Source organism: Pseudomonas fitomaticsae (assembly GCF_021018765.1).
Taxonomy (GTDB): Bacteria; Pseudomonadota; Gammaproteobacteria; order Pseudomonadales; family Pseudomonadaceae; genus Aquipseudomonas; species Aquipseudomonas fitomaticsae.
In genome coordinates this window covers 2209780-2224106 of sequence record NZ_CP075567.1, presented here as the reverse complement: position 1 = coordinate 2224106, position 14327 = coordinate 2209780, and the positions used below count along the sequence as shown (strand labels likewise).

General features: G+C 59.7%; 12 protein-coding genes, 1 tRNA gene and 1 pseudogene. 6 read left to right on the top strand and 8 right to left on the bottom strand.

The window, feature by feature from the left end; all coding sequences use genetic code 11:
- Positions 1 to 133 precede the first annotated feature (133 nt).
- Together KJY40_RS29705 and KJY40_RS10130 are read left to right on the top strand one after the other, a co-directional pair.
- Positions 134 to 4921, top strand: a pseudogene (locus tag KJY40_RS29705) (RHS repeat-associated core domain-containing protein).
- Positions 4914 to 5294 carry a hypothetical protein gene (locus KJY40_RS10130; protein ID WP_230736486.1) on the top strand — a complete coding sequence of 127 codons (381 nt, stop codon included), beginning with the start codon at positions 4914 to 4916 and terminating at the stop codon, positions 5292 to 5294. The pseudogene KJY40_RS29705 and the gene KJY40_RS10130 overlap by 8 nt, the downstream one beginning before the upstream one ends.
- A 145-nt stretch (positions 5295 to 5439) precedes the next feature.
- Here KJY40_RS10130 and KJY40_RS10125 read toward each other — a convergent pair whose 3' ends face one another.
- The 4 genes from KJY40_RS10125 to KJY40_RS10110 form a co-directional block, all read right to left on the bottom strand.
- Positions 5440 to 5604 (bottom strand): hypothetical protein, encoded by a 165-nt coding sequence (locus KJY40_RS10125; protein ID WP_007952178.1) that lies wholly within the window; start codon positions 5602 to 5604, stop codon positions 5440 to 5442.
- Positions 5605 to 5728: 124 nt separating this feature from the next.
- Positions 5729 to 6151: a glycine zipper domain-containing protein gene (locus tag KJY40_RS10120; RefSeq protein WP_230736484.1), complete on the bottom strand. Its 423-nt coding sequence runs from the start codon at positions 6149 to 6151 to the stop codon at positions 5729 to 5731.
- A gap of 137 nt (positions 6152 to 6288) precedes the next feature.
- Positions 6289 to 6654 (bottom strand): bacteriocin, encoded by a 366-nt coding sequence (locus KJY40_RS10115; protein ID WP_230736482.1) that lies wholly within the window; start codon positions 6652 to 6654, stop codon positions 6289 to 6291.
- 310 nt (positions 6655 to 6964) lie between these two features.
- Positions 6965 to 7153 carry a hypothetical protein gene (locus KJY40_RS10110; protein ID WP_085701198.1) on the bottom strand — a complete coding sequence of 63 codons (189 nt, stop codon included), beginning with the start codon at positions 7151 to 7153 and terminating at the stop codon, positions 6965 to 6967.
- Positions 7154 to 7395: 242 nt separating this feature from the next.
- Here KJY40_RS10110 and KJY40_RS10105 point away from each other — a divergent pair, with 242 nt between their 5' ends.
- Entirely contained in the window at positions 7396 to 7674 is a 279-nt protein-coding gene (locus KJY40_RS10105) for a hypothetical protein (protein WP_230736480.1), read from the top strand.
- 42 nt (positions 7675 to 7716) lie between these two features.
- Here KJY40_RS10105 and KJY40_RS10100 read toward each other — a convergent pair whose 3' ends face one another.
- Positions 7717 to 8037 carry a YbjQ family protein gene (locus tag KJY40_RS10100; protein WP_064594651.1) on the bottom strand — a complete coding sequence of 107 codons (321 nt, stop codon included), beginning with the start codon at positions 8035 to 8037 and terminating at the stop codon, positions 7717 to 7719.
- Between the two features lie 154 nt (positions 8038 to 8191).
- Positions 8192 to 8281, bottom strand: a tRNA-Ser gene (locus tag KJY40_RS10095).
- 307 nt (positions 8282 to 8588) lie between these two features.
- Between KJY40_RS10095 and KJY40_RS10090 the strand changes: the two genes are divergently transcribed.
- From KJY40_RS10090 to KJY40_RS10080, 3 genes are all read left to right on the top strand, one after another.
- Entirely contained in the window at positions 8589 to 9278 is a 690-nt protein-coding gene (locus tag KJY40_RS10090) for a crotonase/enoyl-CoA hydratase family protein (RefSeq protein WP_011333225.1), read from the top strand.
- A gap of 216 nt (positions 9279 to 9494) precedes the next feature.
- A complete protein-coding gene (locus KJY40_RS10085; RefSeq protein ID WP_230736479.1) occupies positions 9495 to 10217 on the top strand; it encodes a 1-acylglycerol-3-phosphate O-acyltransferase in 723 nt (240 codons plus the stop codon).
- A gap of 134 nt (positions 10218 to 10351) precedes the next feature.
- A complete protein-coding gene (locus KJY40_RS10080) occupies positions 10352 to 11323 on the top strand; it encodes a magnesium and cobalt transport protein CorA (protein ID WP_230736477.1) in 972 nt (323 codons plus the stop codon).
- A 39-nt stretch (positions 11324 to 11362) separates the two neighbouring features.
- Here the strand turns inward: KJY40_RS10080 and KJY40_RS10075 are convergent, their stop codons facing one another.
- Together KJY40_RS10075 and KJY40_RS10070 are read right to left on the bottom strand one after the other, a co-directional pair.
- Positions 11363 to 12085, bottom strand: coding sequence for an amidotransferase (locus tag KJY40_RS10075; RefSeq protein ID WP_230736475.1), 723 nt, complete (start codon positions 12083 to 12085; stop codon positions 11363 to 11365).
- A gap of 95 nt (positions 12086 to 12180) precedes the next feature.
- Entirely contained in the window at positions 12181 to 14325 is a 2145-nt protein-coding gene (locus tag KJY40_RS10070; protein ID WP_230736473.1) for a 3-hydroxyacyl-CoA dehydrogenase NAD-binding domain-containing protein, read from the bottom strand.
- Positions 14326 to 14327: the final 2 nt, after the last annotated feature.

Sequence of the window (14327 nt, the reverse complement as noted above, 5' to 3'; positions counted from 1 at the left end):
GGTTGTCCGCCGAACGCCCTCCCGCACATTTAGAGAATCGCCCTACAGACATCGCCTACTCGGCTGACTTCTTTCCTGTTTGATCCCCTGCACAGTTTCGCGCCATTCCCCTGATGCGCGCGAGTGACTGCGAATGCTTCCAACTGACCAACTCCTGAAACTGAACAACAGCATTGGTTTGCTGGTGGTCGCTGCGCTGAACCCCGACCAGCCCGACGTCGAAAAGCTGATTCAGGAGTTTCGCCTTTGCCTCAACCACTATGACGCCTGGGCCGAGCAGTTCTGGACGGGCACCGCGCTGGGTGTCGAGCAGGTGCTCCAGGTCGGCAACGACGTCCGGCTCAGCGCACCGGTTGGCAGCCGCAAACCCATCAGTTCCTCCGTGGCCATGTGTTCCGCCAGCGGCTCCCTGACGCTGGTGCACATGTTCGAAGCCGCGCGGTTTGTGCCGATCGGTGATACGCCGGTGATCCTTGAACCGGTCATTTCCGATGTCGACGGTGTTTTGGGTTTTGGCGAACCGCTGCATTACACCATTGACCCCAGCGGCATTCTCAAGGTCGAGGACTGCGACCGGGGCCAGCGTTATCGCATCACCTTCTTTCCCGATGTTTCCACCGACCACGTTAAAGCCTTGTATGCCTCCTACCAGGGCTTGATTGATGGTCTGGAGAAATGGCTGCGTGCGGAATGGACCGAGCTCCACCCGCAATGGACCGAGTTTTCCAGTGCCGGCTTCCTGGAGCGTTTTGGCCAACTGCAAGAGGCTGACTGGCACGGCTTCGAATCCGCGCTGAATGGTGTCTGGGATGACGTGAAGCAACTGTTTGCCCTGCTCGCCGATTTGCAGGCCAACAGCGAAAGGCTTCTGCAGTACCTGTCCGCCGCCGAGCTGGATGCCTTGCTTGCGGCGTCCACCGACGCCATCGCCAATGGCCTGCTGATGCTTGGCGACGAGCCGTTGCTGTTCATTTATCTGGCGGCCTTCACCAGTTGGCTGAAGATGCTGCCGCCGCAGTATCTGGCCGAGGTGGTGGCTGAAGTTCGGACCGAACTGCTGGTCAGTTTTCTGCTGATGTGCGTGTCGGGTGGCATGGGCGTGCCGCTGCGGTTGAGCACCAAGGTACTCGGCAAGATCAAGTCGCCGCGTGCGCGGGCATGGCTGGCGGCTTCGGCGTTGCGGCTGGCGGAGCTGACTTCGGCGCCCGATCTGACCCGGCATGCGAGCGCGTTGAAACCGCTGATGGTCAATGCAGGTCCGGCACCGTTGCGGCCGACACCGGCCATTCCGCTGGAAGTTCGCACGGCGGATGCACTGGTGCTGACGGTGCCTAATCCGGCTGCTGTTGCTCGTGACAAGTCCCATGGCATGACGCGAATGGAACGGCATGAGCCTCGTGATGAGGCTTCGGATCAGGCGAAAAATCCCAACGGTGACAGTGCCGATTGCGTCCCTCGGACCTGCACCAACGGGTGTCCGGTGTCGATGGTCACCGGTGAGGAACTGCTGACGCTGACTGACGGCGTGCTCGACGGGCTGTTGCCGTTCGAGTTCAGCCGCTTGTATCGCACCAGCGCGGCCGAGATCGATGTCGGGCTGGGGTTTGGCTGGAGTCACTCGCTGGCGCATCGGCTGGAGGTTGAGGACGATGGCGTGGTCTGGATTGACCACGAGAACCGGCGCACGCGGTTTCCGTTGCCGAGTGTCGAGCGGCCGGAAATCCACAACAGCTTGTCGCGGGCGGCGATCTTTCTGGGGGATGAGCCGGAGGAGTTGATTGTTGCGCTGGCGGGGGAAGCGGCGCGGTTTTATCACTTTCGGGCTGGGCGTCTGACGGCTGTCAGCGATGCCTATGCGAATCGTCTGACGGTGCATCGGGATCTTTCCGATCGGGTTCAGCGGCTGGATAACGGGGCCGGACGTTCGCTGCTGTTGCGCTATGAGCGGGCGCATCTGGTTGCAGTCGATTATCAGGTTTTTCGTGAGTCTGCCTGGCGTACCGAGCAGACGCTGGCCAGTTACCGCTTTGATGCTCGCCATCGATTGATCGAGGCGTCCAACGCCGTCGGCGAGACCGAGCGTTACGACTACGACGACCGGCACGTCATCCTGCAACGGCAGCTGAGCGGCGGCGCGAGTTTCTTCTGGGAGTGGGAACGCGCCGGCAAGGCCGCGCGTTGCGTGCGGCACTGGGCGTCGTTTTCGCAGATGGACACGCGTTATGCCTGGGATGACGCCGGTAGCGTCACAGTGCAGTACGTCGATGGGACTGAGGAAACTTACGTCCACGACGACACCGCGCGACTGGTGCGTCAGGTGTCGGCGGACGGTGGCGAGCAGCTCAAGGCCTACGACACGCAGGGTCGGCTGGTCGCCGAGCAGGATGCGCTGGGCGCGGTCACCGAATACCGCTATGACGATGCCGGACGGTTAGTTGCGCTGATTCCACCGGACGATGCGCCGACGTCCTACGAGTACCGCAACGGTTTCCTGCACAGCCGTTCGCGTGGCGATGCGGTGTGGACGTACCGGCGCAATGCCCAGGGTGACATCACCGAGGCGGTCGATCCCGATGGCCACGTCACCCATTACCACTTTGATGCGCAGGGGCGGCTGCGGTCGATCCGTTATCCGGATTCGGGTCGGCATGTGTTCGTCTGGAACGACCTCGGCCAGTTGGTTGAGGAAAGCCTGCCGGACGGTGGGGTTCGCAAGTTTTCCTACGACGCGTTGGGGCGACGGATTACGGCGCAGGATGAACACGGTGCCGTCACCCGTCATGCGTGAGACGCCGTTGGCCGGCTGATCCAGACCACCTCGCCGACCGGCGCCACCCGCGCCTGGTCCTACAGCGCCTACGGCCAGATCACCGCCGAACGCGATGAATTGGGGCGCATCACCCGCTACGAATATGACGACGATCTGCATTTGGTCAGCCGCCGGATCAATCCGGACGGCACGCGCCTGCAATACCGCTACGACCATGCGCAGCTGCTGCTGACGGAAATCGAGAACGAGTCCGGCGAAAAGTACCGGCTGGACTACACGCCCACCGGACTGATCCGACAGGAAACCGGCTTCGATGGCCGGCGCACCGCCTACGCCTACGACCGCAATGGCCACCTGCTGGAAAAGACCGAGTACGGCGACGACGGCTCGACGCTGGTCACCGCTTACCAACGTGACAGCGCCGGACGCCTGCTGCTCAAGACCCTGCCCGACGGGGTCGAGGTCAGCTACCGCTATGACCGTTTAGGCCGTTTGGTCGGCGTGGATGACGGCCAGGATCACCCGCTGGCCTTCGAATACGACCTGCAGGATCGGCTGGTGCGCGAGCATCAGGGCTGGGGCACCCTGCGTTACACCTACGACGCCTGCGGTCAGCTCACTCGCCTGCGCCTGCCGGACAACAGCAAGCTCGACTACCACTACGCCAAGGGCGGCGCACTGACCGCGATCGACCTCAACGGCGCCTTGCTCACTCGCCACGTCTACCACAACGGCCGCGAACAGCAGCGCCAGCAAGGCCTGCTGCTCAGCGAATACACCTACGACGAACAGGGCCGGTTAAGCGCCCACGCCGTAGGCCATCAACGCAACTCGCTGTACCGCCGCGACTTTGCCTACAGCGCCAACGGCAACCTCGAACACATCGCCGACACCCGCCACGGTCAGCGCAGCTACACGTACGACGCCCTCGACCGGCTGATCCGCGTACGCCACACCCGCGACGATGTGCCGGAAACCTTCGCCCACGACCCGGCCGGCAACCTGCTGATGCAGGACCGCCCCGGCCCGACACAGATCAAAGGCAACCGCCTGCGGATGCAGGGCGACCGCCATTACGACTACGACGCCTTCGGCAACCTGATCCGCGAACGCCGCGGCCGCGCACAAACCCTCGTCACCGAATACCGCTACGACAGCCAGCACCGCCTGATCGGCCTCACCCGCCCCGACGGCACCAGCGCCACCTACCAATACGACGCCTTCGGTCGGCGCATCCGCAAAACCGTCGATGGCCAGACCACCGAATTCTTCTGGCAAGGCGACCACCTGATCGCCGAAAACAGCGAGGAACAACACCGCAGCTTCATCTACGAACCCGGCACCTTCCGCCCACTGGCCATGCTCGACGGCCAAGGCCCGAAACGCGCCTGTCCGTTCTACTACCAACTCGACCACCTCGGCACTCCGCAGGAACTGACCGACTACAGCGGCGAGATCGTCTGGTCGGCCAAGTACAGCGCCTACGGCAAGGTCACCTCGCTGGAACTGGCGACCGACGACTACCTGAACCAGCCGCTGCGCTTTCAGGGGCAGTATTTCGATGACGAAAGCGGACTGCATTACAACCGGCACCGGTATTACGACCCGGACGTGGGCCGGTATCTGACGCCGGATCCGGTGAAGCTGGCGGGTGGGCTGAATCAGTACCGGTACGTGCCGAATCCGACGGGGTGGGTGGATCCGTTGGGGTTGACGTCCAATTGTCCGCCGCCGAATAAGCCGGGTTGTTCGGTGCCGGATGGGGTGGGTGGCTCGGTTGTTGACGAAGGTGAGCCGCTGATTCCAAAGCCAAAATCTCGACCCGAAAATTTTGGGAGTGATAAAAAGCTTACCGGGCATTTTGAAAAGCATGGCGCCGAATTCAAAGCGATGAGCAACGAAGAGTACTTACTCACCGCGCGAGGCGTTGTGAATCAAGGCACGCGTGTGGAGTACTTATACAAGGGAGAGCTGCGAGCAGGGTATATCCAGTTGATGGGGACTAACCGAAAAGGTGAAGCGAAATTCGCTTTCGTTGGCACCAACACCAATGATGAAATTACGACTCTACACACCAAAAGTGGGAAAGAGTTTTGGCGGACAATCAATGGTAATGCACGAGATAAAACAGTGAGACCCGCTCATGACTAAGACGTACAAAGCACTGGTTGTCGAAATAGACCCGTATGTAGAAGAAGCTATTTTGCTGGTCGTGGAGGGCACAGCGATCAGATGCTTCGTAAGCTACAGCCCTTCAGAAATAGAGGTGGGAAAAACTTACGAAGTTGAGTTCGAAATGGTGTTATCTGATGAAGAATGTATATCACCTTCAGAATGCGAAAAAACGCAGATCAAGATGCTCGGTAGCGGATTCCCCTGTGAGATTTATGGCTACCTGGATGGCGAAGTTTTCCGGTCTTTAGTTGATTTTACTGATCAGGATATCCACTACGAATTTCCACATCTGAATGGGCAATTTGTCAAAATTAACGCGGACAGGATTGATGTTTCGTTTGTTCGATAGCGAATGGCAGGGATTAGACCGCTGCTCCAAAGGCATGGTGCGGACAGGGAAGTCAGCGTTGACCAATTGGCCGCGGCGCATTGAGGTCCGGGAGGATAAGGCTGTCGAGTAGGGGCACACCAAGTTCAACGAGGCGAGTGCCCCATCACTCATCATCATCAAAATCCTCATACTCAAGCTCCTCCTCACCCTCCAAAAGCGGAACCGTCGCATCATCCATCAACGACCCCGGATCTTCATTCCCCGGATCATTGATAAACGGCAATCCGCTCGGGCCTTTTTCTTCCTTGCCTTCGGTTTCAGGAGTCATGGCGCACCTCGTCAATCGCATTCGTATAGAACGTTCGAAAAGTATGGTCGCCATTCGTTCCTGCGCATGACGCTCAGGCGCAAAAAACCCGGCATACAGCCGGGTTTTCCGTAGAACCGATCACTCAACGATGACGGTTCTTGTGTTTGTACTTGTGCTTGTGGCCGCCGCCGGAGTGCGACTTGCCGCCATCGTCACCCAGGTTGTTACCGACCGCGCCACCCGCTGCGCCACCCAATCCTGCGCCGATGGTCGAACCGGTGGAGCCGCCGAGGCTGTTGCCGACCACTGAACCGCCTGCGGCGCCGAGGCCACCGCCAATGGCGGCTTCCGTGCGATTGCGTTTATTCGCGCCGATGGCACTGCCGGCCGCACCGCCGACACCAGCACCCACCGCAGCGCCGGTGCTGCCGCCGAGCTGGCCGCCGACCACATTGCCCAGCGCGCCACCCAATCCACCACCCACGGCGGCCGTGCCGTCACCGGCGGCCATGGCGCCTTGGGCCACGAACAATCCCAAAACCAATGCGGATAATGTCAATCGCATACAGACCTCACAGGTCCCGAGTCGGGACGGTACGCCCGCGGAGGGGGCTATGTGGTATTGGAGGCGTATCCGGGAAAAACGTTCAGTAACGAAAAGGCCCGGCATAAAGCCGGGCCTTTTCAGTCACGCGTTGGCAATCAGTGACGCTTGTGACCCTTGGACAGATTGCTGCCCACTGCGCCACCGGCTGCGCCGCCCAGGCCAGCACCGATGGTGGCGCCAGTCTTGCCGCCCAGGCTGTTACCGATCACCGAACCGCCCGCCGCACCGACGCCGCCGATGGCCGCTTTGGTACGAGCACCTTTCTTGGCAGCCAATGCGCTGCCGGCCGCGCCAGCTACACCAGCACCAATCGCTGCACCGGTGCTGCCGCCCATTTTCTGGCCAACCACGTTACCCAGCGCACCGCCCAGACCGCCACCCAGTGCGGCAGTACCGTCGCCAGCCATTGCACCTTGAGCAACCAGAAGCCCCAGAACCAGAGCAGGCAGAGTTAAACGCATGACGAAAACCTCAACAGAAGGAATAAAAAAGGGCGCAGATTGAATGCTGTTGTCGCGGCAATGTCCAGCGTTGCAGCGCACTTGGCGCCGATTGGACAGCGAATATGGAAAAGGTTTTATGACGGGCAAAAAAAAGCCCGCTGGGGAGACGGGCTGGAGACTTGCTTTCTAACGGATGGCTTCACCCTACCCAGCCGGGTGTGAAAAGTTTGTGAAAGAATCCGGACGAATCTGCAATTTCTGTAGGACGCTTCTCAAAAAAATAGAAACAAAAAACCCCGCTCAATGGCGGGGCTGTGTGGCATCCGGATTACTTCCTGGAACGTGTCGTCACTTTGGGCAGAAATTTTGCTTTAGGCCCCTTGGGTGCCGTGGACTTGATCTTGCCGGTTTGCACCGGATCCTCGCCAAACCCGGCCTGATACTCCGTCTGGCCACAGCGCACGCAATTGTTGAATGGAAATTCAGCCCCGTCGTCTTCGATATACGGATCAGTCATCTCTTCACCCCTTTTCAAATGCGGGCCGACACCGGCAAACCCTTTTGCCTGAAAAAATATCGACCTCCAAGGCTTTTGAGACTAGCCGGTCATTCCTGGACTTGTGATTCAGATCGCCCGAAGCCCGACGAATGGCCTACAGAAATTAAACCCAATGACGAACCGCTGGTCTCACGCCGCTAAAGATTCCCGGCGACCGGCCGCTGCCCTTTTTCCTGCGCAATGAATCTCAAGGAGAGAACATGGAAATCAAAGGATTCCCACAGATGCCTGTTGTAAAGCTCACGGACGAGCAGATCGCCGCCGGTAAAGCCGGGGCGGAGAAATTCAAGGAAAAAGTCGCTTCAGGTGAAATCGTCATCAAGCAGCCGACCGGACCGAGTCCGTTGCAACCTGGCGTCATCTACCACCCGGATCCGGTCCAGCCAGTTCAACCCGGCGATACCCCACCTCTCGTCGCGATCGATACACCGTTGACCTACGACTCGAAAGGCACCATCCTGCTCAAACCGCAGGGCTGATTGCCAGCAAAGAGCCCATTCCGTTGAATGGGCTCACAAGCCTCAGCGCAACTTGACCGCCGTACCGGTCGCAAACACCACAACCATGCCACCCTTCCCTGCCGGCATGCTGATCTCGAAATCCACCCCGACCACCGCATCCGCCTGCAAGGCCCGCGCGCGCTCCTTGATCTCGTCAGTCGCCTGAACCCGCGCCTCCTTCAACGCCCGCTCCAGTGTCTGCGAACGCCCGCCGAAAAAGTCCCGCATGCCCGCGAACATATCGCGAATCACATTCACGCCCTGCACCGACTCGGCACTGACGATGTCCAGATACGCCGTAATCTGCCGGCCTTCGATGGATTGTGTGGTGGAAATGATCATGGAGGTCGTCCTTTTACATGCCGGATAAAGCCGCGATTGTAATGCCCTGGCAAAAAGAAGCCGAACCGATCTCTGTGACCAAAAAAATCCGGACGCCAGAATGCACAAAACCCCTGGCTTCTTTCGAAACCAGGGGTTTTGTTTACATCGAATTTGGCGGTGAAGGAGAGATTCGAACTCTCGATACAGTTTCCTGTATACACACTTTCCAGGCGTGCTCCTTAAGCCACTCGGACACTTCACCGTATCTCTTCAAACATGTTCTGTCTGTCGAGGCGCGCTAATGTAGTCGAAAGCTTTTCTGATGGCAAACTTTTTTTCAGAATTTTCATGCGGTTAAGAGAAAAAGTCGCTTCCACCTTCTAGGGGCCATGGCAATCCGGCCAATCTCGGGTGGGCGCGGCCCTTCTATATAGGTGCGCAGCCGTCAGGCGCAGGGCAGATTGCAGCGGATCGGCCGGTAAACGGTGACCGGCGGGTCAGTCACAGTGCTTTACCTGACCGGCGACGGTGGGTAACGTCTGCCCATCTTTCTTATAAGGAATTGCGCCATGAGCGACCTGATTGCCTACCACCTCGAAGACGGTATCGCGACCCTGACCCTGAGCAACGGCAAGGTCAACGCCATTTCCCCGGACGTGATCGCAGCCTTCAACGCGGCGCTGGATCAGGCGGTGGCGGATCGTGCCATTGTGATCATCACCGGCCAGCCGGGCATTCTGTCTGGCGGCTATGACCTGAAAGTGATGACCGCCGGCCCTAAAGAAGCTGTGTCGCTGGTGACCGCCGGTTCGACCCTGGCCCGCCGCCTGCTGTCGCACCCGTTCCCGGTGATCGTTGCTTGCCCGGGACATGCCGTGGCCAAGGGCGCATTCATTCTGTTGTCCGCCGATTACCGGATCGGTGTCGACGGCCCGTTCAGCATTGGTCTGAACGAAGTGCAGATCGGCATGACCATGCACCACGCCGGCATCGAGCTGGCTCGTGATCGTCTGCGTCGCTCGGCCTTCCACCGCTCGGTGATCAACGGCGAGATGTTCGATCCGCAAAGCGCGGTTGATGCCGGCTTCCTCGACAAAGTGGTCGCGGCTGAAGAACTGCAAGGTGCCGCCCTCGCCGCCGCGCGTCAGTTGAAGAAGATCAACATGACCGCACACAAGAACACCAAGCTGAAAGTGCGCAAGGCGCTGCTGGAAACCCTGGACAACGCCATCATCCAGGATCAGGAACATCTGGGCTGATACCCGGCTCGCCCCGATTCAGAAAAGCCCGACCGTCGTGTCGGGCTTTTTCTTACGCCCACTGTTGAAAACTCCGCAGCAGCTCTAGGACGCCTCTGACCAACAAGTCGGAAACATGCGCTTAAACATCGCCCATCTCCGGACTCTATAGCGGCAATTGCCGAAAACAGTGCACATCCGTACACTGCGCCACCTTTTGTCCCGATGGGCCTGAAAATGCTGTTTGTGTTTCGTATGTTATTGATGGGCTTGCACTTTATTCTGGCGGGGATACTCGGAGTGATCCTCGGGCTGTGCCGCCCGTTCAATCCGGACAACAGTCGCCTGTGCGCCCGCCTCTATGCGCTGCCAGCGATGTGCATTTTGCGTCTGCGAGTGAAGGCCGACGTAGGCCCGTTGATGAACAAGCCCGACAGCTGCGTGATCATCGCCAACCATCAGTCCAACTATGACCTGTTCGTGTTCGGCAACGTGGTGCCGCGCCGTACCGTGTGCATCGGCAAAAAGAGCCTGAAGTGGGTGCCGCTGTTCGGGCAGCTGTTCTGGCTGGCGGGCAATGTGTTGATCGATCGTGGGAACGCGCACAAGGCGCGTCAGTCGATGCTGACCACCACCGACACCTTGCAGCACAAAGACACCTCGATCTGGGTGTTTCCGGAAGGCACCCGCAACCTGGGTGAGGAACTGCTGCCGTTCAAGAAAGGCGCGTTCCAGATGGCCATCGCCGCCGGGGTGCCGATCGTTCCGGTGTGTGTCAGCAGCTACATCAAGCACATGCGTCTGAATCGCTGGCACAGCGGGAAAATTCTCATACGCTCGCTGCCGGCAATTCCTACCGCCGGCCTGACCATGGACGACATGCCCATGCTCATCACTCAATGCCGCGAGCAGATGCGCGAATGCATCGATGCAATGGATCGGCAGCTGCAAGCCGCGTGAAAAAGAAGCCCGCCCCGTGCGGGTTTTCTTTTGCCCGGTGAACTGTGCAGATTTCACTGACTCTCAAGCAACGACACGGCTAAGCTGAAGCCATGCCTCCCCTGCCATCTGCCAAGAAGAAGTGAATCACCACCATGGGTCGAGTTGTTGCTGCTGCGGTTTACAGCGCCGGTAAGAAAGTCACCAATATTTCCCTCGACGAAGGCTCGGCCTGGGCTGCCAAGACCGGCCACTTCGTCTGGATCGGCCTCGAAGAGCCGAACGCCCAGGAACTGTCCAACCTGCAACGCCAGTTCAACCTGCACGAACTGGCCATCGAAGACGCCCTGGAAAAGCACAGCCGGCCGAAGCTGGAAACCTTTGGCGACGCGCTGTTCATCGTCACCTACTCGCCGGTGCGCGAACACGGGATTCTGCAGTTCATCGAAACCCACATCTTTGCGGGCAAGGGCTACATCATCACCGCACGCAACGGCCATTCGGCGTCCTACGCCCACGTCCGCCAACGCTGTGAGGCGCGGCCGCTGTTGCTGGAGCACGGGGAAGATTTCGTACTGTATGCGCTGCTGGATTTCGTGATCGAAAACTATCAGCCGGTGGGCGAAGCGATCCACGCCGAGATCGATGAGCTGGAACGCAACGTGTTGTGCAGCGCACTGAATGAGCACGACATCCAGAAGCTCCATGGCCTGCGCCGCGATGTGCTGCGCTTGCGCCGTTACGCCGCGCCGATGGTGGAAATCGGCGAGGAACTGCAGAAGCTGAGCTTCCCCTTCATCGACAAGAACATGCGTCCGTACTTCCGTGATGTGCAGATCCATGTGAACCGGCAGATGGAAGATCTGACCACCCTGGCCGACATCGCCAGTCAGACCATCGAAATCGGCGTGCTGCTTGAAGCGTCACGGCAAAGCGTGGTGCAGCGCAAATTCGCTGCATGGGCGGCGATTCTGGCGTTCCCCACGGCAGTGGCGGGGATTTATGGGATGAACTTCCAGAACATGCCGGAGCTGAGCTGGCACTACGGCTATTTTGGCGTACTGGGCTTTATCACGGTCGGCTGCGTGAGCCTGTGGGCGAGCTTCAAGAAATCGGGCTGGCTATAAGAAAAAACGCCCCCGTGCAAAACACGGGGGCGTTTTGGTTCAAGCCGCGGTCGGCTTGTGCGCCACGAAACGCATCATCCATTCCGCCACGGTGGTGCCGTGGTGCTGTTGCTCCAGGCTGGCCACACCCTTGCTGTACACCTGCTCGCCCAGCGCTTCCTGACGCAAATCCAGCAGCGCTCGCGAGTAGTCGTGAATGAATTCCGGATGCCCCTGGAAGCACAGCACCTGATCGTTGATGTGGTACGCGGCGAACGGGCAGAAATCGCTGGAAGCAATCACCGTGGCGTTCTCTGGCAGCGCCGTGACCTGATCCTGGTGGCTGATCAACAGCGTCAGCTCTTCACGCACCGGGCTCATCCACGGTGCCTTGGCCGCCAGTTTGTAGTTGTGGATGCCGACACCCCAGCCTTGAGTGGCGCGCTCGCTCTTGCCGCCCAGCAGTAGCGCCAGCAGTTGATGGCCGAAGCACACGCCGAGCAGTTTGTCGCCGCGCTCATAACGGGTCAGCAGGTATTGCTTGAGGGTCTGGATCCATGGGTCGGTGCCGAACGAGTCGGCCTTGCTGCCGGTGACCAGGTACGCATCGAAGGTCAGGTCATCACTCGGGTAGTCGCCCTGCATCACGTTGTACACCGTGAACTCGGCGGCGATCGGTTGTTGCGAGAACAGGCGCTGGAACATCTGCCCGTAACCCTGATATTCATCGACCAGTTCCGGACGCAGGATGTCGGTTTCCAGAATGCAGATGCGTAGCGACATAAAAAATACCTGACACGTGATGGGAATAATGCACACCCCAGAGCCTGCCTTGAAACCACCCGGCAAGGCAAGCCCCGAAATGCGTCCCCGCCCCGTTAGAACAACTCGCCCTTCGCGGCCTTCTCCAGCAGCAGTGCTGGCGGAGCGAAACGCTCACCGTACTGTTCCGCCAGGTACTGCGCCCGCGCGACAAAGTCCTTCACGCCATATTGGTTGATGAACTGCAACGCCCCGCCCGTCCATGCCGCGAAGCCGATGCCGAAGATCGAGCCGACGTTGGCGTCCGCCGTCGACGTCAGCACGCTCTCCTCCACGCAACGCACGGTTTCGATGGCCTGAACGAACAGCAGCCGGTCACGTACATCCTTCGGCGAAATCTGCCCGTCGGCTTTCTCGAAACGGGTTTTCAGCTCGGGCCACAGATGTTTCTGCCCTCCCGCCGGGTACTCATAAAAACCACCTCCGGCTGCCTTGCCCGGCCGCTTGTATTCGTTGAGCAGCAAGTCAATCACGGCGAACGCCGGGTGCTCAATCAGCGGTTTCCCTTCTGCTTGAAGGTCTTTGGCCGTTTGCTGACGGATATGGCTCATCAGGCTGAGGGAAACTTCGTCGGAGATCGCCAGCGGCCCGACAGGCATGCCGGCCTTGCGCGCTTCGGTCTCGATCATCGGCGCGCTGACGCCCTCACCCAGCATCGCGATGCCTTCATTGGTGAAGGTGCCGAATACTCGCGACGTGAAGAAGCCGCGACTGTCGTTGACCACGATCGGGGTTTTCTTGATTTGCAGTACGAAATCGAACCCGCGTGCGAGAGTTTCGTCGCTGGTTTGCGCGCCTTTGATGATTTCCACCAGCGGCATCTTTTCCACCGGGCTGAAGAAGTGCAGGCCGATGAACTTGCTTTGATCCGGTACTGCAGTGGCCAAGCCAGTGATTGGCAAGGTCGACGTGTTGGAAGCAATCACTGCGTCTGCGCCAACCACCTGTTGCGCTGCTGCCGAGACCTTGGCCTTGAGTTGACGATCCTCGAACACCGCCTCGATGATCAGATCGCAACCTGCCAGATCGGCGTCACTTTCAGTGGTCTGGATACGCGCCAGCACTGCTTCGCGCTGCTGCGCAGTCATCTGCCCGCGAGCAACTTTCTTGTCCAGCAACGCCGCCGAATGCGCCTTGCCCTTCTCCGCAGCCGCAAGGTTGATGTCCTTGAGCACCACGTCGATCCCGGCCGAGGCGCTGACATAGGCGATCCCGGCGCCCATCATGCCCGCGCCGAGAACGCCCACGCGCTTCGTCACATAAGGCGCAACGCCCTGCGGGCGCGAACCGCCAGCATTGATTTCATTGAGCTGGAACCAGAACGTGCCAATCAGGTTTTTCGAGATCTGGCCGGTGGTCAGTTCGGTGAAGTAGCGGGTTTCGATCAGGTGCGCCGTGTCGAAATCCACCTGCGCGCCTTCCACCGCCGCGCACAGAATCTTCTCCGGCGCCGGCAACGTGCCCTGGGTTTTGGTGCGCAGGATCGACGGCGCAATCGCCAGCATCTGCGCGACTTTCGGATTGGATGGCGTGCCGCCGGGAATCTGATAGCCCTTCACATCCCAACGCTGCACGGCCGCAGGGTTGGCCAGAATCCAGGCCCGGGCCTTGGCCAGCAGCTCATCGCGATCCGCCGCCAGCTCATCGATCAATCCAGCCTGCAACGCCTGCTGCGGACGGACTTTCTTGCCTTCGAGCAGATACGGCAGGGCTTTCTCGATGCCAAGCATGCGCACCATGCGCACCACGCCACCGCCGCCCGGCAACAGGCCGAGGGTTACTTCCGGCAAACCGAGTTGCACCGACGCATCGTCCAGCGCTACGCGGTGGTGGCAGGCCAGGCAGATTTCCCAGCCACCGCCGAGCGCCGCGCCGTTGATCGCCGCGACCACCGGTTTGCCGAGGGTTTCCAGGGTGCGCAACTGGCCCTTGAGGGTCAGCACCATGTCGTAGAAGGCCTTGGCTTCGGGCTTGCCGACCTTGATCAGTTCATTGAGGTCGCCACCGGCGAAGAAGGTTTTCTTGGCCGAAGTGATGATCACCCCGGCGATGTCATCTTTTTCCGCCTGCAAACGGGCGACGCTTTCGGCCATGGCCTCGCGGTACACCGCGTTCATGGTGTTGGCGCTCTGGCCCGGCATGTCGATGGTCAGGAGGACGATGCCGTCCTGGCCTTTTTCGTAACGAATGGCTTGGGTCATGA

What these genes read in the sequence shown, in the direction of transcription:
- KJY40_RS10130 (WP_230736486.1), top strand. Translation starts at nt 4,914, where the DNA reads ATGACTAAGACGTACAAAGCACTGGTTGTCGAAATAGACCCGTATGTA.
- KJY40_RS10125 (WP_007952178.1), bottom strand. Translation starts at nt 5,604, where the DNA reads ATGACTCCTGAAACCGAAGGCAAGGAAGAAAAAGGCCCGAGCGGATTG.
- KJY40_RS10120 (WP_230736484.1), bottom strand. Translation starts at nt 6,151, where the DNA reads ATGCGATTGACATTATCCGCATTGGTTTTGGGATTGTTCGTGGCCCAA.
- KJY40_RS10115 (WP_230736482.1), bottom strand. Translation starts at nt 6,654, where the DNA reads ATGCGTTTAACTCTGCCTGCTCTGGTTCTGGGGCTTCTGGTTGCTCAA.
- KJY40_RS10110 (WP_085701198.1), bottom strand. Translation starts at nt 7,153, where the DNA reads ATGACTGATCCGTATATCGAAGACGACGGGGCTGAATTTCCATTCAAC.
- KJY40_RS10105 (WP_230736480.1), top strand. Translation starts at nt 7,396, where the DNA reads ATGGAAATCAAAGGATTCCCACAGATGCCTGTTGTAAAGCTCACGGAC.
- KJY40_RS10100 (WP_064594651.1), bottom strand. Translation starts at nt 8,037, where the DNA reads ATGATCATTTCCACCACACAATCCATCGAAGGCCGGCAGATTACGGCG.
- KJY40_RS10090 (WP_011333225.1), top strand. Translation starts at nt 8,589, where the DNA reads ATGAGCGACCTGATTGCCTACCACCTCGAAGACGGTATCGCGACCCTG.
- KJY40_RS10085 (WP_230736479.1), top strand. Translation starts at nt 9,495, where the DNA reads ATGCTGTTTGTGTTTCGTATGTTATTGATGGGCTTGCACTTTATTCTG.
- KJY40_RS10080 (WP_230736477.1), top strand. Translation starts at nt 10,352, where the DNA reads ATGGGTCGAGTTGTTGCTGCTGCGGTTTACAGCGCCGGTAAGAAAGTC.
- KJY40_RS10075 (WP_230736475.1), bottom strand. Translation starts at nt 12,085, where the DNA reads ATGTCGCTACGCATCTGCATTCTGGAAACCGACATCCTGCGTCCGGAA.
- KJY40_RS10070 (WP_230736473.1), bottom strand. Translation starts at nt 14,325, where the DNA reads ATGACCCAAGCCATTCGTTACGAAAAAGGCCAGGACGGCATCGTCCTC.